The 19043-nt window shown below is 68.9% G+C and carries 16 protein-coding genes and 1 tRNA gene; 6 read left to right on the forward strand and 11 right to left on the reverse strand.

All coding sequences use genetic code 11. The features are described from left to right. Window positions 1–5: 5 nt before the first annotated feature. The 10 genes from Q0568_RS09575 to gabT all read right to left on the reverse strand — a co-directional run bounded on the left by Q0568_RS09575 (window position 6) and on the right by gabT (window position 10134). Window positions 6–818 carry an amino acid ABC transporter substrate-binding protein gene (locus tag Q0568_RS09575; RefSeq protein ID WP_298865749.1) on the reverse strand — a complete coding sequence of 271 codons (813 nt, stop codon included), beginning with the start codon at window positions 816–818 and terminating at the stop codon, window positions 6–8. A gap of 197 nt (window positions 819–1015) precedes the next feature. Further along, window positions 1016–1705, reverse strand: coding sequence for a 50S ribosomal protein L1 (gene rplA, locus Q0568_RS09580; protein ID WP_298865751.1), 690 nt, complete (start codon window positions 1703–1705; stop codon window positions 1016–1018). An 11-nt stretch (window positions 1706–1716) separates the two neighbouring features. Then, on the reverse strand, window positions 1717–2148 hold the full coding sequence (gene rplK / locus Q0568_RS09585) for a 50S ribosomal protein L11 (RefSeq protein ID WP_298865753.1): 432 nt from the start codon (window positions 2146–2148) through the stop codon (window positions 1717–1719). A 121-nt stretch (window positions 2149–2269) separates the two neighbouring features. After that, complete coding sequence (gene nusG, locus Q0568_RS09590; RefSeq protein WP_298865755.1) at window positions 2270–3301, reverse strand: transcription termination/antitermination protein NusG; 1032 nt, start codon at window positions 3299–3301, stop codon at window positions 2270–2272. Window positions 3302–3363: 62 nt separating this feature from the next. Then, window positions 3364–3630 carry a preprotein translocase subunit SecE gene (gene secE, locus Q0568_RS09595; protein WP_298865757.1) on the reverse strand — a complete coding sequence of 89 codons (267 nt, stop codon included), beginning with the start codon at window positions 3628–3630 and terminating at the stop codon, window positions 3364–3366. 41 nt (window positions 3631–3671) lie between these two features. After that, window positions 3672–3744 (reverse strand) — tRNA-Trp (locus tag Q0568_RS09600). A 173-nt stretch (window positions 3745–3917) separates the two neighbouring features. Continuing rightward, window positions 3918–5642 (reverse strand): ubiquinone-dependent pyruvate dehydrogenase, encoded by a 1725-nt coding sequence (gene poxB, locus Q0568_RS09605; protein ID WP_298865760.1) that lies wholly within the window; start codon window positions 5640–5642, stop codon window positions 3918–3920. A gap of 187 nt (window positions 5643–5829) precedes the next feature. Then, a complete protein-coding gene (locus tag Q0568_RS09610) occupies window positions 5830–7191 on the reverse strand; it encodes an aldehyde dehydrogenase family protein (RefSeq protein ID WP_298865762.1) in 1362 nt (453 codons plus the stop codon). A 27-nt stretch (window positions 7192–7218) separates the two neighbouring features. Next, complete coding sequence (locus tag Q0568_RS09615; RefSeq protein WP_298865764.1) at window positions 7219–8691, reverse strand: NAD-dependent succinate-semialdehyde dehydrogenase; 1473 nt, start codon at window positions 8689–8691, stop codon at window positions 7219–7221. 84 nt (window positions 8692–8775) lie between these two features. Beyond that, window positions 8776–10134 carry a 4-aminobutyrate--2-oxoglutarate transaminase gene (gene gabT / locus Q0568_RS09620; protein ID WP_298865766.1) on the reverse strand — a complete coding sequence of 453 codons (1359 nt, stop codon included), beginning with the start codon at window positions 10132–10134 and terminating at the stop codon, window positions 8776–8778. A gap of 96 nt (window positions 10135–10230) precedes the next feature. On the opposite strand from gabT, the gene Q0568_RS09625 reads away from it, so the two are divergent. Beyond that, window positions 10231–11724 carry a PucR family transcriptional regulator gene (locus tag Q0568_RS09625; protein WP_298865768.1) on the forward strand — a complete coding sequence of 498 codons (1494 nt, stop codon included), beginning with the start codon at window positions 10231–10233 and terminating at the stop codon, window positions 11722–11724. A gap of 70 nt (window positions 11725–11794) precedes the next feature. Here Q0568_RS09625 and Q0568_RS09630 read toward each other — a convergent pair whose 3' ends face one another. Continuing rightward, complete coding sequence (locus tag Q0568_RS09630) at window positions 11795–13246, reverse strand: helix-turn-helix transcriptional regulator (protein WP_298865770.1); 1452 nt, start codon at window positions 13244–13246, stop codon at window positions 11795–11797. A 130-nt stretch (window positions 13247–13376) separates the two neighbouring features. Here Q0568_RS09630 and aceB point away from each other — a divergent pair, with 130 nt between their 5' ends. From aceB to Q0568_RS09655, 5 genes are all read left to right on the forward strand, one after another. Further along, a complete protein-coding gene (gene aceB, locus Q0568_RS09635; protein WP_298865772.1) occupies window positions 13377–15035 on the forward strand; it encodes a malate synthase A in 1659 nt (552 codons plus the stop codon). A gap of 29 nt (window positions 15036–15064) precedes the next feature. Next, the gene (locus tag Q0568_RS09640; protein WP_298865774.1) at window positions 15065–16660 is read left to right on the forward strand and encodes an isocitrate lyase; all 1596 of its coding nucleotides are present in this window, start codon (window positions 15065–15067) and stop codon (window positions 16658–16660) included. Window positions 16661–16832: 172 nt separating this feature from the next. Continuing rightward, window positions 16833–17297, forward strand: a complete 465-nt coding sequence (gene rraA, locus Q0568_RS09645) for a ribonuclease E activity regulator RraA (RefSeq protein WP_298865777.1) — start codon at window positions 16833–16835, stop codon at window positions 17295–17297. Window positions 17298–17367: 70 nt separating this feature from the next. After that, complete coding sequence (locus Q0568_RS09650) at window positions 17368–17784, forward strand: hypothetical protein (protein ID WP_298865779.1); 417 nt, start codon at window positions 17368–17370, stop codon at window positions 17782–17784. 37 nt (window positions 17785–17821) lie between these two features. Further along, a complete protein-coding gene (locus tag Q0568_RS09655; protein ID WP_298865780.1) occupies window positions 17822–19024 on the forward strand; it encodes a pyridoxal phosphate-dependent aminotransferase in 1203 nt (400 codons plus the stop codon). The last annotated feature ends 19 nt before the right edge of the window (window positions 19025–19043 follow it).

Genomic DNA, 19043 nt, shown 5'->3' on the forward strand with positions numbered 1-19043 from the left:
CGACCCTACTTCGTGACGTCTTCGCCGAAGTACTTCTTGCTGATCTTCGCGAGCGTGCCGTCGGCGCTCAGATCCGCGAGAGCGCCGTCGACAGCATCCACGAGCTTCTGCGACTTCTTGGTGAACGCGAAGGCCTGCTTGCCGACCTCATCGGTCTCGGCGGCGATCTTCAGCCCGCTCGGACCATCGGTCTTCTCGTAGTCGAGGTAAGTGAGCTTGTCGTTGATGGTGGCATCCACCCGCCCCTGGCGCAGCAGCGCGACGGCCTGCGCCCAGCCGTCGACGGCCTCCACCTTGGCGCCGGACTTCACGGCCAGGTCGTTCCAGTTGCTGGTGAGCGACTGCGCCGTGGTCTTGCCCTTGAGGTCGGCGAACGAGCTGATCGATGTGTTGTCCTTCGGCACCACGATGACACCGGGCGACACCGTGTACGGCGTGCTGAAGAGGTACTTCGCCTTGCGCTGGTCGTTGATGGTCACCTGGTTGGCGATCACGTCGAACCGACCGGCATCCAGGCCCGCGAAGATCGCGTCCCACTGGGTCTCCTGGAACTGCACCTTGAGGTGGAGCTTGTCGGCGACGACCTTGATGATCTCCACATCGAAGCCGGTGAGCTCGCCCGTGCCGCCGTCGGCGTGGAAGCTGAACGGGCGGTAGGTCCCCTCGGTGGCGACGGTGAGCGTGCCCGCCGCGACCAGCCCGAGGTCGGAGCCCGCCGACGAGGAGCCCGATTCAGGCGCGGCCGTGCTGCTGCATCCGGCCAGCGCGGTGACGGCGACGACCAGTGCGGCTGCGGTGGCGATGAGACGGCGTGACATAAGGGACCTTCCTGAGGTGCGGGGTGCGTGTGCGCGAGTGGTGATGCGCGATCGATTCCAGGGTATTCCGGGCTGATCCGGCACCCGTAGTCGCATGACGTCCGATTGCACGGATGCGGGCGGCACGAGCGCAAGACCCCCGCCGGTGCACCGGGCGGGGGTCTTGGCGGACGGGCTCAGCTGCCCGTCATGATGCGTCAGATGGCGTTGACGTCCAGCGGGATGCCCGGGCCGAACGTGGTCGACACGGTGCCCTTCTGGATGTAGCGGCCCTTCGAGCTCGACGGCTTCAGGCGCACGATCTCCTCGAGCGCGGCGTTGACGTTCTCGCCCAGCTGCTCGGCCGAGAACGAGGCCTTGCCGACGATGAAGTGCACGTTGGCGTGCTTGTCGACGCGGAACTCGATCTTGCCGCCCTTGATCTCCTCCACGGCCTTGGCCGGGTTGGGGGTCACGGTGCCGGTCTTGGGGTTCGGCATCAGGCCACGGGGACCCAGCACCTTGCCCAGACGACCGACCTGGCCCATGAGCTCAGGGGTCGAGACGGCGGCGTCGAAGTCGGTCCACCCGCCGGCGACCTTCTCGATCAGATCGGTGCTGCCGACCTCGTCGGCGCCGGCGGCGATGGCGGCCTCAGCAGCCGGACCGTTGGCGAAGACGATGACGCGGGCGGTCTTGCCCGTGCCGTGCGGCAGCATGACGGTGCCGCGCACCATCTGGTCGGCCTTGCGGGGGTCGACGGCGAGCTTCAGCACGACCTCGACGGTCGAGTCGAACTTCGCCGAACCGGTCTCGCGCGCCAGAGCGACGGCGTCGGCCGGGGTGTAGAAGCGGTCTGCCTCGATCTTGGCGGCGGCAGCCTTGTAAGCCTTGGACTTGGTAGCCATTGTTATCTCCCTCAGCCCTCGACCGTGATGCCCATGGAACGGGCGGTTCCGGCGATGATCTTGGACGCGGCGTCGATGTCGTTCGCGTTCAGGTCGGCCTGCTTCTGCTCGGCGATCTGACGGACCTGCTCGGCGCTGATCTTCGCGACCTTGACGGTGTGCGGGGTGGCGGAGCCCTTCGCGACACCGGCGGCCTTCTTGATCAGCTCTGCGGCCGGCGGGGTCTTCAGGACGAACGTGAAGCTGCGGTCCTCGTAGACGGTGATCTCCACGGGGATGACGTTGCCGCGCTGCGACTCGGTCGCGGCGTTGTACGCCTTGCAGAACTCCATGATGTTCACGCCGTGCTGACCGAGCGCGGGGCCGATCGGCGGCGCCGGGTTGGCTGCACCGGCGTTGATCTGAAGCTTGATCAGGCCGGTCACCTTCTTCTTGGGTGCCATTCTTGTTCCTTTCATCGAGCGGATGCCGGTGGCATCCCTCTCCCGCAACCTCGGCATCTCCGAGGCGCGGTGTCGCTTGCGCGCGAAGCGCAAACCTCTTGATCTTACCCGAAAAGGGCGATCAGAGCATCTTGGTGACCTGCTCGAAGGCCAGCTCCACGGGAGTCTCGCGCTCGAACAGGGAGACCAGCACGGTGAGCTTGCCGGCGGCGGCGTTGATCTCGCTGATCGTGCCGGGCAGGCCCGCGAACGAGCCCTCCTTGATGGTGATGGTCTCGCCGACCTCGAAGTCGACCTCGGCGGCCATCGGACGGGCCACGGCCACGCCGCCCTTGGCAGCGATGGACTTCGCGGTGGGGACGTCCTTGACCTCGACGAGCGACTTCAGCATGTTGAAGGCCTCTTCGAAGCGCAGCGGCGTGGGGTTGTGGGCGTTGCCGACGAAGCCCGTGACGCCCGGCGTGTGGCGCACGACCGACCAGGTGTCCTCGTTGAGCTCCATGCGCACAAGCACGTAGCCCGGGATGCGCACGCGGGTGACCATCTTGCGCTGGCCGTTCTTGATCTCGACGACGTCCTCCATGGGGACCTCGATCTGGTAGATGTCGTCCTCGACCTCGAGCGTCGACTTGCGCTGCTCGATGTTGGCCTTCACCTTGCGCTCGAAGCCGGCGTACGAGTGGATGACGTACCACTTGCCCGGCATCATGCGCAGGTCCAGACGGAAGGCCTCGTACGGGTCCTCCTCGGCAGGAACCTCGTCGTCGGCATCCGCCTCGTCGTCACCGTTCACGTCGGGGCCGTCGTAGGGAGTCACTTCCTCAGCGGCAGCGGCCTCCTCCTCGGCGGTCTCCTCTGCCACAGCGTCGTTGAGGACCTCGGCGGCTGCTTCAGACTCAGCCGCTTCGTCCAGGTTGAGAGCGTCGTTCACGATCGCGTCCGCCTCCGGGTCTTCGATGTCGATGTCGTCCGTGTCGTCGTCGTACTCCTCGTCGGAGCCGTCCTCGTCCTCCACGTGGAGGGCGACGTTCTCCGCCGATGCGACGGACTGCTCCTGCTCGGCGAGCACGCTGCCCTCCTGGGCCTCGTCCACCTCGCTGGACTGCTCGGCCGCGGTGGCCCAGTCTGCGTCGTCGGAATATCGTTCAGACACGTTGCTTCTTTCCATTCACTGCGATGGCCGGGCGGATGGCGCCGAGCTCGTCGGAGGGTGCGTCAGTCGGGAAGCCCGAACACCAGGTGCGTGACCCAACCGAAGAACGTGTCGAAGCCGTAGACCAGCCCCATCACGATCAGCACGAACACCAGCACCACGACGGTGAACTTGATCAGCTCCTTGCGGGTCGGCGTGACGACCTTGCGCAGCTCGCTCCACACCTGCCGGAAGAACAGCGCGATGCGACCGAAGAAGCCGAGCTGCTTGTCCCGCAGGGAGTACGGGCCTGATGCGACGGCCTCGCCGCCAACGTCGTCCTGATCCATCCTGCAAGTACCTTTCGTGAGTCAGCATGTGTGCTGACGCGCAGGGCGGACAGGAATCGAACCTGCAACCTGCGGTTTTGGAGACCGCTGCTCTGCCAATTGAGCTACCGCCCTAGAGACCGGAAGGCCCCTGGGTCCGCATGCCCGTGTGCCGATGAGGGCACAGTGAAGGATGCAGACAACTGCCCCTCAAGTGTACGGCATCCGATCCGTCTGGCCGAACCGGGCCGGCATCCCGGGCGTGGGAGGGCGTCGGAGCGGTGCCGGTCCGGGGCGGTGCGCGCGCTTCAGAACAGCTGACGCCAGTTGGCCTTGGCCAGGTCCAGCAGCTCGTCGCCGCGGCCGGACATCACGGTGCGGATGGCGTACAGCGCGAAGCCCTTGACCTGCTCGGCCTTGATGGCGGGCGGCATCGACAGCTCCTGCCGCTCGGTGACGACGTCCAGCAACGCGGGGCCATCGTGTGCGAGCACCTCGGCCACGGCATCCAACAGGTCCTCCGAGCGCTCCACGCGACGGGCGAAGATGCCCATGGCCTGTGCGACGGCTGCGAAGTCGGGGTTGTGCAGGTCGGTGCCGTAGGTGACGAAGCCGGCCGCCTTCATCTCGAGCTCGACGAAGTTCAGCGAGGAGTTGTTGACCACGATGGTCTTCACGGGGAGCTTGTTCTGGGTGACGGTGATCAGCTCGCCGAGCATCATCGCCAGTCCCCCGTCGCCCGCCAACGCGATGACCTGCTTGTCGGGCTCGGCCACCTGCGCGCCGATGGCGTGCAGCAGCGCGTTGGCCATGGAGCCGTGGTTGAACGATCCGATCAGGCGGCGCTTCTCGGTCATCGTGAAGTACCGCGCGGCCCACACCGTGGGCGAGCCGACATCGGCCGTGAGGATGGCGTCGGATGCCGCCGCCTCGTCGATCAGGCGGGCGAGGTACTGCGGGTGGATCGGCGCCTTGCCGCGGGCCGGCACGGCCAGGTCGTCGAGCTTGGCACGGGTCTTCCGGTAGTGCGCGGTGGCGTCGTCGAGGTGGGTGCGGTCGGCCTTCGCGGTCAGACGCGGCAGCAGCGCCTCGACGGTCGCCTTCACGTCTCCCACCAGGCCCAGATCGAGCGGATGCCGTTTGCCGAGCTGCTCGCCGCGGATGTCGACCTGGATGGTGGTGGCGCCGTCGGGATAGAACTGCGTGTACGGGAAGTCGGAGCCCAGGATCAGCAGAGCCTCAGCATCGGACATGGCGCGGAAGCCCGAGGCGAAGCCCAGCAGGCCGGTCATGCCGACGTCGAAGGGATTGTCGTACTCGATGTGCTCCTTGCCGCGCAGGGCGTGCACGATGGGGGCTGCCAGCCGGTCGGCCAGCGCGATGACCTCGTCGTGGGCGCCCTCGACTCCGGCGCCGGCGAGGATGGTGACGCGACTGCAGCCGTTGAGAAGCTCTGCCGCTCGATCCAGCTCATCGGCGCTGGGCGTGACGACGGGCGTCGCGCGCGGGATGACGACGGCGCGGTCGTCGGCGATCTCGGCCAGGGCGACGTCTCCGGGGATGACCAGCACCGCGACGCCGCGCTTCTCGATGGCCGAGCGCATCGCGATCTCCATCAGCCGCGGCATCTGCGACGGGTCCGCGACATACTCGGCGTACACGCTGGATTCACGGAACAGCTCCTGCGGGTGCGTCTCCTGGAAGTAGCCGGTGCCGATCTCGACCGTGGGGATGTGCGCGGCGATGGCCAGCACCGGCACGCGCGAGCGGTTGGCGTCGTACAGGCCGTTGATCAGGTGCAGATTGCCCGGGCCGCAGGAGCCCGCCACCACGGCGAGTTCGCCGGTCAGCGCGGCATCCGCCGCCGCGGCGAACGCCGCCGATTCCTCGTGACGGACGTGCACCCAGCGGATCGTGCCGTCCTTGCGGAGGGCGTCGGTGAACCCGTTCAGCGAATCGCCCGGGATGCCGTAGACCCGGTCGATGCCGTTCACCCGCAGCGTGCGGACCATGTTCTCAGCGACGGTCGTCATACGACGAGCCTATGCCGGTGGGGCCGGACAGGGTGGGACGCCGCAGCATCCGTCCTCGGCATCCGCTTGCTCTGGTCGCGTGACGGATCACGGATGCTGCAAGGTGGGCCTCGGCGTGTTGATGAGAGACACGCCGACAGGGCCGCCGCACGTCAGTGATCCGTTACGGGGCGCCTGAGAGCTCGCCTCAGCCGATGCGGATGAGCTTCTTGTTGACGAACTCCTCGGCGGCCAGCAGGCCCAGCTCGCGCGAGGTGCCGCTGCGCTTCACGCCGCCGAAGGGCAGCTCCGGCGAATCGGCCAGCACGAGGTTGACGTAGACCATGCCGGCCTCGATGCCGTTCGCGACCCGCTCGGCCTGCTCGGCATCCGTGGTGAACACGTACGAGCCCAGGCCGAACGAGGTGTCGTTGGCCAGGTGCACCGCGGCGTTCTCGTCGGCCACGCGGTAGACGACCGCCGCGGGCCCGAACAGCTCCTCGCGGTACACATCCATCTCGGGTGTGACATCGGCCAGCACGGTCGGCGAGAAGAAGGCGCCCTCTCGGGTGCCGCCCGTCAGCAGCGTCGCGCCCTGCGCGACGGCAGTGTCGATCTGCTGCTGCAGCCACTCGGCCGCGGCCAGCGACGACAGCGGTCCGAGGATCGTGTCCTCCTGCGCCGGGTCCTGCGCCTCCACGGCGGCGAGGGATGCGGTGAACTTGGCCGTGAACTCCTCGTACAGCCCGTCCACGACGATGAAGCGCTTGGCGCCGTTGCAGGACTGGCCGTTGTTGTCGAGCCTGGCATCCACGGCGCTCTGCACCACGGCATCCAGATCGTCGGTCGAGAGCAGGATGAACGGATCGGACCCGCCCAGCTCCAGCGCCACCTTCTTCAGATTGCGGCCGGCCACCTCGGCGACGGCTGCGCCGGCCCGCTCGGAGCCGGTGACCGAGACGCCGTGCACGCGCGGGTCGGCGATGATGGCCGCCGCCTGCTCGTTGGTGGCGTACACGTTGACGTACCCTCCGTCGGGCAGTCCGGCATCGCGGTAGATGGCCTCGAGCGCAGCCGCGGACTCGGGGCACTGCGGGGCGTGCTTGAGGATGATCGTGTTGCCGATGGCGAGGTTGGGGGCGGCGAAGCGGGCCACCTGGTAGGCCGGGAAGTTCCACGGCATGATGCCGAGCAGGGCGCCCAGCGGCGCGCGGCGCACCACGGCGGTGCCGTCGCCGAGGATCTCCAGCGGCTGGTCGGCGGTGATCTTCTCGATGTTGTCGGCGTAGAACTCGATGATGTCCGCGGCGAACTCCACCTCGCCGACGGCTGCGGCGATCGGCTTGCCCATCTCGCGCACGATGATGGCCCCCAGCTCGTCCTTGCGGGAGCGGTGCAGTTCGGCGATGCGCCGGATGATGACGGCGCGATCGGCGGGCGCCGTGCCGGCCCAGGTGGTGGCGGCGGATGCCGCGCGGGCGATGGCCTCCTCGACCTGCTCATCGGTGAGCGTGTCGTAGGTGGCGAGCGTCTGGCCGGTGGCCGGGTTGACGACGGCGTAGTCGGTCATGTCGTTCCTCTCGTGGAGCGCTTTCGGTCAGCTGTTGGGGAGCAGCGTGTACTTGGTGGACAGGTACTCGTGGATGCCCTCGAGTCCGCCCTCACGGCCGATGCCGGACTGCTTGACGCCGCCGAACGGAGCCGCGGCGTTGGAGACCACGCCCACGTTCAGGCCCATCATCCCGGTCTCCAGCGCGTCGATCATGCGATGACCGCGAGCCAGATCCTCGGTGAACACGTAGCCCACCAGGCCGTACTCGGTGTCGTTGGCCAGCCGCACGGCCTCGGACTCGTCGGAGAAGCGCGAGATGGCCAGCACCGGGCCGAAGATCTCCTCGACGAGGATCTCGCTGCCCGCGGCCACGTCTGTCAGCACGGTCGGCTCGTAGAACGTGCCCTCGCCGTCCACGGCGTTGCCGCCGGCCAGCACGCGGGCGCCGCGCTGCACGGCATCCCCCACCAGCTCCTGCGCCTTCGACACGGCATCCGCGTCGATCAGGGGTCCGATGGTGACGCCGTCCTCGGTGCCTCGGCCGATCTTCATGGCCTGCACGCGCTCGGCCACACGACGGGCGAACTCGTCGGCGACGTCCTCGTGCACGATGAAGCGGTTGGCGGCCGTGCAGGCCTGGCCGATGTTGCGGAACTTGGCCATCATGGCGCCCTCGACGGCCTTGTCCAGGTCGGCGTCCTCGAAGACGACGAACGGTGCGTTGCCGCCGAGCTCCATCGACACCCGCAGCACGCCCTGCGCGGCCTGGGCCATGAGCTTCTGGCCGACCGGGGTCGAGCCGGTGAACGACAGCTTGCGCAGGCGGAGGTCGGCGATGATCGGGCCGGACAGCGCCCCCGAGCGCGAGGTCTGCACGACGTTGACGACGCCCGCGGGGAGCCCCGCCTCTTCGAGCAGCTGGGCGAAGAAGATCGTGGTCAGAGGGGTGAGCGCTGCGGGCTTGACGACCACGGTGCAGCCCGCGGCGAGCGCCGGGGCGATCTTGCGGGTGGCCATCGCGAACGGGAAGTTCCACGGGGTGATGAAGAACGACGGGCCCACCGGGCGCTGCGACACGATCATCCGGCCGGTGCCCTCGGGGTTGCTGCCATAGCGGCCGGTGATGCGCACGGCCTCCTCGCTGAACCAGCGCAGGAACTCGGCGCCGTAGACGACCTCGCCGCGGGACTCGGCCAGCGGCTTGCCCATCTCGAGCGTCATCAGCAGCGCCAGGTCCTCCTTGTGCGCCTGCACCAGGTCGAACGCGCGGCGCAGGATGTCGCTGCGGGTGCGGGGTGCGGTGGCGGCCCAGGCGTCCTGTGCGGCGACGGCGGCATCCAGTGCTCGCATGCCGTCGGCGGGCGACGCATCGGCGATCGAGGCGATCACCTGGTTGGTGGACGGGTCGTGCACGTCGAAGGTGCGACCCTCCTCGGCATCCGACCACTGGCCGTCGATGAAGAGGCCGCCGGGGACGCGTGCGAGGAGTTCCTTCTCGTTCGCTGCGAGAGTGCTCATGTCGTCTCGATTCTGTCTGGGATGTGCTGCGGGAAGTGGTCGGCCGCGACCCGTGATCCCCCGACCGGGGACGCGGCCGACGGTCTAGGAGCGCTTCAGCGCGGCCGCGATGACGTCGAGTCCCTCGTTCAGGAGCTCGTCGCCGATGCTGAGCGGCGGGAGGAAGCGGATGACGTTGCCGAACGTGCCGCAGGTGAGCACGATGACGCCCTCGGCGATGGCCGCCTTGGCGACGGCGCCGGTGAGTGCCGCATCCGGTGCGCCGGTGGCCGGGTCGACGAACTCGGCGGCGACCATGGCGCCGTGACCGCGCACCTCGCCGATGCGCGGGTCGGATGCCTTCAGCGAGTCGAGCCGGGTGCGCAGGATGCTGCCGATCTGCTGCGCGCGCTCGACGAGGCCCTCGTTCTCGAACGCGTCGATGGCCGCCACGGCCGCAGCGCACGCGACGGGGTTGCCGCCGTAGGTGCCGCCCAGGCCGCCCGGGTGCGCGGCATCCATGATGTCCGCGCGGCCGGTGACGCCGGCCAGCGGGAGGCCGGCGGCGATGCCCTTGGCGGTGGTGATCATGTCGGGCTCGATGCCGAAGATCTCGCTGGCGAACATGGCGCCGGTGCGGGCGAAGCCGGTCTGCACCTCGTCGGCGATGAACACCACGCCGTTGGCGCGGCACCAGTCGACGATCGCGCCGAGGAAACCGTCGGCGGGGACGATGAAGCCGCCTTCGCCCTGGATGGGCTCGATGATGACGGCGGCCAGGTTGTCGGCGCCGATCTGCTTCTCGATGAGCGTGATGGCGCGAGCGGCGGCCTCGGGGCCGGTCAGTCCGTCGCGCAGCGGGTACGAGCCGGGCACGCGGTAGACCTCGGGCGCGAACGGGCCGAAGCCGCTCTTGTACGGCATGGCCTTGGCCGTCAGCGCCATGGTGAGGTTGGTGCGGCCGTGGTAGCCGTGGTCGAAGGCCACGACGGCGGGGCGCCCGGTGTGCTTGCGGGCGATCTTGATGGCGTTCTCGACGGCCTCGGCGCCGGAGTTGAACAGCGCGCTCTTCTTGGCGAAATCGCCGGGGGTCAGGCGGTTCAGCGCCTCGGCGACGTCGACGTACGATTCGTACGGCGAGACCATGAAGCAGGTGTGCGTGAACTGCGCGGCCTGCGCGGCGATGGCCGCGGCGACCTTCGGATGCGCGTTGCCGACGCTGGTCACGGCGATGCCGGATCCCAGGTCGATGAGCGAGTTGCCGTCGGCGTCCACGACGACTCCGCCACCGGCTGCGACCACGGAGACGGGCATGGAGTGCGCGACGCCTGCGGCGACGGCATCCGACTTGCGGGCGAGGATCTCTGCCGACCGCGGGCCGGGCAGTGCGGTGACGATGCGACGGACCTGCGGAAGGCCGGGTCCGCCGAGAGGTGTCGTGATGGTCTCGTCGATGAGTGTCATGAGGCGAGGCTACGTCCGCAGCACGACGCACGTCATTGGCCGTCTTGTACAATCGCAATCAATTCTTCGCCGATCTGTACAGAAGGAGCGGATGCTGTGGATCAGACCCCCGCGCCCACGCTGCGCATGCTGCTCGGCCACCGCGAGCTGCGCCTGGCGACCGTGTCCCCCGCGACCGACGAGGCCCTGGACCGCGAGGTGCGCTGGGTGCACTCCAGCGATCTGAGCGACCCCACCCCGTTCCTCTCCGACGACGTGGTCCTGCTGACCACGGGGACGCAGCTGGCCGACCACGACGCCGACGCCGCCACCGGCTACGTCGCGCGGCTCATGCACCGCAGCGTGCGCGCGCTGGGCTTCGGATCCGGCGTGCATCGGCCCGGCGTGCCGGAGGAACTGGTGGCGGCCTGCGCGGATGCCGGACTGCCGCTGTTCGAGGTGCCCTACGACATCCCGTTCCTCGCCGTCGCGCGGGTGCACGCCGAGGCCATCGCCGCGCACGCCTATGCTCGGCGCACCTGGGCGCTGGAGGCGCATCGTGCGCTGGCCATCGCGGCCCTCCGACCGCGCGGACTGGAGTCGGCGTTGTCGGAGCTGTCGCGCCGACTCGGATGCTGGGTCGGGCTCTTCGACGCCGCGGGCGCGCTGGCCCATCAGCATCCGGCCGCTCTCGCGCAGGCAGCGGATGCCGTCACCGCCGGCGTCGCGCAGCTGCTGGCACGCGGGGGCTCGGCCAGCCGCACGATCGAGGACGGATCGGACTCCTTCACGATCCTCACGCTGGGCCGCACCGGCCAGCTGCGCGGGGCACTGGCGATCGCCGCCGTGGCACTGGATGCCGACACCCGTGCGGTCGTGAGCTCGGTCATCGCCATGGCGGGCCTGGCACTGGAGCAGAGCGAGCAGCTGTCGCGTGCCAGGCGCCGACTGAACACGCAGGTGCTGGCCACGCTGCTGACCGACGATCCCGCCCCCGCCCGACGGGTGCTGGGGTCGATGCCGCCAGCCCCCGTGGTCGTCGCAGTGGCCGCGCCGGAGCGCAACGGCCCGTTGATCGACTGGTGGGACCGCGCGGATATCGCGTCTTTCGTCGCGGACTCCGAGGACGGGCTGGTGATGTGCACGAGCGCGGCGGACAGTGCGGCGCTGGATGCGGTGGCTGAGCAGTTCGGCGTGCAGGTGGGGGCATCGGATGCCGTGGACTACGCCGAGTTCTCGCAGGCCCGCGCCCAGGCGTTGACAGCCCTGCGCCGGGGAGGCGCAGGTGTCACACGGTACGCGGATGCGGCATCCGGAGGGGTGCTGGACGCCTTCGTGACCGACGAGGTCCGACTGCTGGCGCGCACGCGACTGGCTCCGCTGCGCCGGCACGACGAGGCCGCCGGCGGCGAGCTCGAGCGCACCCTGCGGGTGTGGCTGGAGCACGATGCGCACGCCGAGCACACGGCCGCGGCTCTCGGCATCCATCGCCATACCCTGCGCGCCCGGATCTCACAGGCATCCGCTCTGCTGGGCTCCGACCTGTCGTCGTTCCCCGCTTGCGCCGAGCTGTGGGCCGCGCTGCGCGCGGCAGAGGGCTCCGGAGGCTGATGCTTCGACGGGCTGCGGATCGTCACGCCGAAGGCCTGACGCCGGCCTTCCGCAGCGCCGCCGACCTGGTTCAGCGCGGGGCGTGCGCCTCGAGGAACTCGTACATGTCGGTGGTGTCCACGCCCGGGAACGCCCCCGTCGGCAGGGTGGCCAGCAGTGTGCGCGGAGTGCGCACGTTCGGCCAGGCCTGATCGCGCCAGCGCGCCTCGAGCTCTGCAGGCGCACGGCGGCAGCAGGTCTCCACGGAGTGCTTGGAGACGCCTCGGTTGGTGGTGTCGCGGCCCACGAACCACTTGGTGTCGTCGAACCGCACGCCCACGCTCACCGAGTGCAGGCCCTCGCTGGATGGTTCGACGCGGGCCGTGCACCAGTAGGTGCCGTTGCCGGTGTCGGTGTACTGGTAGTACGGGTTGAAGCGGTCCTCCACCTCGAACACCTCGCGGCTGGTCCAGCGTCGGCAGCACATCTGCCCCTCGATGGAGCCCAGTCGGTCGGTCGGGAAGTTCACGTCGTCGTTCTCGTACGCCTTGGTGATGGTGCCGGACTCGTGCACCTTCAGGAAGTGCACCGGGATGTCCAGATGCCGGGTGGCGAGATTCGTGAACCGGTGCGCGGCGGTCTCGTACGACACCGAGTACGCGTCGCGCAGGTCCTCGATGGAGATGGCCCGGCGGGCCTTCGCCTCCTTCAGCACCGGCACGACGTGCGCCGCGGGAACGAGGATGGCGCCGGTGAGGTAGTTGGTCTCCACGCGCTGGCGCAGGAACTCCGCATAGCTGCGCGGCTCGCCGTGGCCGAGGATGCGACTGGAGAGCGCCTGCAGCACCGCCGTGCGGGCGTCGCCCTTGGCCGGGATGCTGCGCGAGAGGTACAGCCTGCCGTTGGCGAGATCCGCCACGCTGCGCGTGGACTGCGGCAGGTCGGCCGCGTAGTGCAGGGTGAACCCCAGGTGGGCGGCGATCTCGGATGCCGTGCGCTGGGTGATCGGCCCGCCCGGATGCTTCACGGCCGCGAGGATCTCGGCGGCCTTCGCCTCCAGGTCGGCGAAGTAGTTGTCCTGGCGGCGCATGAGGTGCCGCAGCTCCACGTTGGCGCGCCGGGCCTCCTCGGGGGTGGCCGCACGCTCGTCGCGCAGCCGCTCGATCTCTCCGTGCAGCGCCAGCAGCGCGGCGAGCGCCTCGGACGAGAGCGACTTGCCGATGCGGAACGGCGAGATGCCCAGGGTCTGGAAGGTCTGCCCCTTCATGGCGCGCTCCAGCGCGATCTCCATGGTGCTGCGCTCGTCGAGCGGTTCGCCCTCCAGCAGTGCATCGATCGTGGTGTCCAGCGCACGGGCGATGCCCTGCAGCAGCGTGAGCTTGGGCTCTCGTTTGCCGGTCTCGAACATGGACAGCTGACTGGGCGCACGCCCGATGCGAGAGGCGAGCTCCTCGAGCGTCATCCCCTGCGCGGTGCGCAGCTGACGGATGCGCCTGCCGATGATCAGCGCGTCGGATTCTTCTTCCACGTCCGTGTGGGTCATCGCAGCAGTGTGTCACAAAAACAGAAATTCAACAAAACTTCTCCCCCGATTTGGTCATAGGGACGTTGGAACTTCACGCAGAGTTGAACCCAAGCCACCCCGGCATCCCATCTCACGGAGGAGACAGATCATGAGCATCGCCACTGCCACACGGACCGCCCCGATCAGGATCGTCGACACCGTCGCGACCGCGGGCCCCGCCATCCGCATCACCGGTCCACTGGACGAGCGGTTCGAAGAGATCCTCACGCCGGAGGCCATCGCCTTCCTCGCCGAGCTGCACCACCGCTTCGCCGGCCGCCGCCACGACCGTCTCGCCGACCGGATGCGCCGCCGCTTCGAGATCGGCAACGGCCACGACCCGCACTTCCGCGATGACACCGCGCACATCCGCGAGGACGCCGACTGGCGCGTCGCAGGCGCCGGCCCGGGGCTCGAGGACCGCCGCGTGGAGATCACCGGACCCACCGACCCGAAGATGACCATCAACGCGCTGAACTCCGGCGCGAAGGTGTGGTTGGCCGACCAGGAGGACGCCACCAGCCCCACCTGGCGCAACGTCATCGGCGGCCAGCTGTCACTGCGCGACGCCATCCGCGGTGAGCTGTCGTACACCAGTCCGGAGGGCAAGGAGTACCGGGTCACGGCCGAGCGCACGCCCACCATCGTGATGCGGCCCCGCGGCTGGCACCTGAGCGAGAAGCACATCGAGTTCACCGACCGCACGGGTCGGGTGCTGCCGGCATCCGGTTCCCTGACCGACTTCGGGCTGTACTTCTTCCACAACGCGAAGGCGCTGATCGACTCCGGCCGCGGACCGTACTTCTACCTGGCCAAGCTCGAGTCCAGCGAGGAGGCCCGGCTGTGGAACGACGTGTTCTCCTTCAGCGAGGAGTACCTGGGCATCGAGCACGGCACCATCCGCGCCACGGTGCTGATCGAGACTCTGCCCGCGGCCTTCGAGATGGACGAGATCCTGTACGAGCTGCGCGATCACTGCGCGGGTCTGAACGCCGGCCGCTGGGACTACATCTTCTCGATCATCAAGAACTACCGCGGCCGCGGTGCGCGCTTCGTGCTCCCCGACCGCAGCGAGGTCACCATGACGGTGCCGTTCATGCGGGCCTACACCGAGCTGCTGGTGAAGACCTGCCACCAGCGCGGTGCTTACGCCATCGGCGGCATGAGCGCGTTCATCCCCAACCGCCGCAGCCCCGAGGTCACCGAGCGGGCGCTGGAGAAGGTGGCCGCCGACAAGCGCCGCGAGGCCGGCGACGGCTTCGACGGCACCTGGGTGGCCCACCCCGACCTCATCCCGGCCGCGCAGGCCGAGTTCGACGCCGTGCTGGGCGAGAAGCCGCACCAGTTGGACCGGCAGCGTGACGACGTGCACGTGACGGCGGCTCAGCTGCTGGACCTGCGCATCGGCCGCCCCATCACCGAGAAGGGCGTGCGCGAGAACGTCTCCGTGGCCATCCGCTACATCGAGGCGTGGCTGCGCGGCCTGGGCGCCGTGGCCATCGACGACCTCATGGAGGACGCCGCGACCGCCGAGATCAGCCGCTCGCAGGTGTGGCAGTGGATCCATCAGGACCGCCGCACCGAGGAGGGCGACCTGATCACCGTCGAGTACGTCGAGCGCCTGATCGGCGACATGCTCGCGCAGACCGAGCGGACCGAGGGCGACCGGTTCGACGACGCCGCGGAGCTGTTCCGCGAGGCGGCCCTGCAGCCCGAGTTCCCCGCCTTCCTGACACTGCCCGCGTACGCGCGCTTCCTGACCGACTGACCATCCCCGATCCCCGAAGAGGACATCTCATGACTGACTACCAGGACGACATCGCCGCCATCCAGGAGCTGAAGGACGCCGCCGGCCCCGGCTGGAACGCCATCGACCCCGAATCCGCCGCACGCATGCGGGCGCAGAACCGCTTCCGCACGGGTCTGGACATCGCGCAGTACACCGCCGACATCATGCGCCGCGACATGGCCGAGTACGACGCCGACTCGTCGGTGTACACCCAGTCGCTCGGCGTCTGGCACGGCTTCTTCGGCCAGCAGAAGCTCATCTCCATCAAGAAGCACCTGAAGACGACGAACAAGCGCTACCTCTACCTGTCCGGGTGGATGGTCGCCGCCCTCCGCTCCGAGTTCGGCCCGCTGCCCGACCAGTCCATGCACGAGAAGACGGTCGTCCCAGCGCTGATCCGCGAGCTCTACTCCTTCCTGCGGCAGGCGGATGCCCGCGAGCTGGACCTGCTGTTCACCCAGCTCGACGAGGCCCGCGCCGCCGGCGACGACACCGCCGCGGAGTTCGCCCAGTCGCAGATCGACAGCTTCGAGACCCACGTGGTGCCGATCATCGCCGACATCGACGCCGGCTTCGGCAACCCCGAGGCGACGTACCTGCTGGCGAAGAAGATGATCGAGGCCGGCGCCTGCGCCATCCAGATCGAGAACCAGGTCTCGGACGAGAAGCAGTGCGGTCACCAGGATGGCAAGGTCACCGTGCCGCACGAGGACTTCCTCGCCAAGATCAACGCGGTCCGCTACGCGTTCCTCGAGCTCGGCATCGACAACGGCATCATCGTCGCCCGCACCGACTCCCTCGGCGCCGGCCTCACGCAGAAGATCGCCGTCTCCTCCGTCCCCGGCGACCTGGGCGACCAGTACAACTCCTTCCTGGATGTCGAGGAGATCAGCGAGGCCGACCTGTCCGACGGCGATCTCGTCATCCGTCGCGAGGGCAAGCTGCTGCGCCCCAAGCGCCTGGCCAGCAACCTGTACCAGTTCCGCAGGGGCACCGGCGAGGACCGCGTGGTGCTGGACTGCATCACCTCGCTGCGCGGCGGCGCCGACCTGCTGTGGATCGAGACCGAGAAGCCGCACATCGCGCAGATCGCCGGCATGGTCGACCGCATCCGCGAGGCCGTGCCGAACGCCAAGCTGGTCTACAACAACAGCCCGTCATTCAACTGGACGCTGAACTTCCGCCAGCAGGCCTACGACGCGCTCGCCGAGCTGGGCGAGGACGTCTCGGGCTACGACCGCGACAGGCTGATGAGCGTCGAGTACGACGACACCGAGCTGGCGCGGCAGGCCGATGAGCGCATCCGCACCTTCCAGCGCGACAGCTCGGCCCGCGCGGGTATCTTCCACCACCTGATCACGCTGCCGACGTACCACACCGCAGCCCTGTCGACCGACGACCTGGCCAAGGGCTACTTCGGCGACGAGGGCATGCTGACCTACGTCCGCGACGTGCAGCGCCGCGAGATCCGCGGGGGCATCGCCACGGTCAAGCACCAGAACATGGCGGGTTCCGACATCGGCGACAACCACAAGGAGTACTTCGCCGGGGATGCCGCACTGAAGGCCGGCGGCAAGGACAACACCATGAACCAGTTCAGCTGATCATCTCCGGTCGTTTCGACCCTTCGACAGGCTCAGGGTCCCCGAGACCCCTCCTGCCTGTCGAAACCCCTCGTGAATCGCGTCATTCACGAGGGGTCTCGACGGTGGTGAGGGGTTTCGACGTCCCTGAGCCTGTCGCAACGCCCCCAACCCGCACCCTTCAGGAGACCCCATGATCGCCACCGCCGACCTCTACGACCTGCACGGTGAGAACCTGCAGTCCCTCCCCCTGCAGCTGCGCTCGTTCGGCGCGGTCACGCAGTTCGAGGGCCCCGTCCGCACCGTGCGCTGCTTCCAGGACAACGCCCTGGTCAAGCAGCTGCTGGCCACGCCCGGCGACGGCGCGGTGCTGGTCATCGACGGCGCCGGGTCCCTGCAGACCGCTCTGATGGGCGACATGATCGCGCAGAGCGCGGTGGATGCCGGCTGGGCAGGCGTCGTGATCCACGGCTGCGTGCGCGACAGCGTGGCGCTGCGCGGGATGTCGCTGGGTGTCAAGGCCCTGGGGACCAATCCGCGCAAGAGCGCCAAGGAGGGCCTGGGCGAGGTGGACGTGCCCGTCGAGTTCGGCGGGGTCGTCTTCCGTCCCGGTGCCCGGTTGTATGCCGACGAGGACGGCATCCTCGTCGAGCGCTGATGGCCCTTCGACGCTCAGGGACTCACCCGGTCGCCGAGCCCGGTGTCGTACCGCGGCGTAGCCTGGAAACATGTCCGCTGAGTCGTCTCTGCTGTCCGAAATCGTCGATGAGTTCCTGCGCTCCTACGCGCACGGCTCCCGCCTGCTGGCGGTGTCGAGCCCGGATGCAGAGCGCTCGACCGCCTTCGCGACGGCGCTGTCCGCCGCCTTCGCCGAACGGCAGATCTCGACCACCGCGGTCACGCCGAACGCGCCGGATGCCGACACCCTGCGCTCGCGGGTGGTGGCGCCGTTCCGCGATGCCGGTGCGGACGCCGTGCTGATCGTGGCCGGCGACGAGGGGCTGCTGGATGCCACACGCCGCGGCATGTGGCACTTCAGCGTGTGGCTGCTGGCCGGCAGCGAGGAGCCGCACGACGATGCGACGGTGCTCGTCGACGTCTCCGATCCGCAGCATCCGTTCCGCCGCTTCGCCGACTCCTGCTGACCGCACGCGCGCGGGCGCGCCCGCGTACGATTGAGGCGTGATCGAACGCGCACCTCTCTCCCGCAAGCTCTCCGCCATCGCCGAGTCCGCCACCCTGAAGGTGGATGCCAAGGCCAAGGCCCTCAAGGCCGAGGGCAAGCCCGTCATCTCCTATGCCGCCGGCGAGCCCGACTTCGCCACCCCGCAGTTCATCGTGGACGCTGCGGCCGTGGCCCTGGCAGATCCCGCCAATTACCGTTACACGCCCGCACCCGGCCTGCCCGCGCTGCGCGAGGCCATCGCCGCGAAGACGCTGCGCGACTCCGGGCTGGAGGTCTCCCCCAGCCAGATCATCGTCACCAACGGCGGCAAGCAGTCGGTCTACCAGTCGTTCCAGGCCGTGATCAACCCGGGTGACGAGGTGCTGCTGCCTGCGCCGTACTGGACCACCTACCCCGAGGCGATCCGCCTGGCCGACGGCATCCCGGTGGAGGTCTTCGCCGGCGCCGACCAGGACTACAAGGTCACCGTCGCGCAGCTCGAGGCCGCGCGCACCGACCGCACCACCGTGCTGGTGTTCGTCTCGCCATCCAACCCGACCGGCTCGGTGTACACCGCCGAGGAGACGAAGGCCATCGCCGAGTGGGCCGTCGAGCACGGCATCTGGATCATCTCCGACGAGATCTACCAGAACCTCACCTACGACGGAGTGAAGGCGACCTCGATCGTGCAGGCGCTGCCCGAGGCGGCGAACCAGACCATCCTCGTCAACGGCGTGGCCAAGACCTACGCCATGACCGGCTGGCGGGTGGGCTGGATGGTCGGCCCCGCCGACGCCATCAAGATCGCCGGCAACCTGCAGTCGCACCTCTCCAGCAACGTCAACAACGTCGCGCAGCGCGGCGCCATCGCCGCGCTGAACGGCCCGCAGGACGAGGCCGAGCAGATGCGGCAGGCCTTCGACCGCCGTCGCCGTCTGATCGTCGCAGAGCTGTCCAAGATCGAGGGGATGCACGTGCCCACCCCGCACGGCGCGTTCTACGTCTACCCCGACGTGCAGGGCCTGCTGGGTCGCACCTGGGGCGGCGTGACGCCCACCACCTCGCTGGAGCTGGCCGACCTGATCCTGGACCAGGCCGAGGTCGCGGTCGTCCCCGGCGAGGCCTTCGGCCCGTCCGGCTACATCCGCATGTCGTACGCGCTGGGCGACGACCAGCTGCTGGAGGGCGTGCAGCGCCTGCAGCGCCTGTTCGCCTCCTGATCCTTTTCGCCGAAACCCC

The organism is uncultured Microbacterium sp., from assembly GCF_937927635.1.
In the GTDB taxonomy this organism is placed as follows: Bacteria; Actinomycetota; Actinomycetes; order Actinomycetales; family Microbacteriaceae; genus Microbacterium.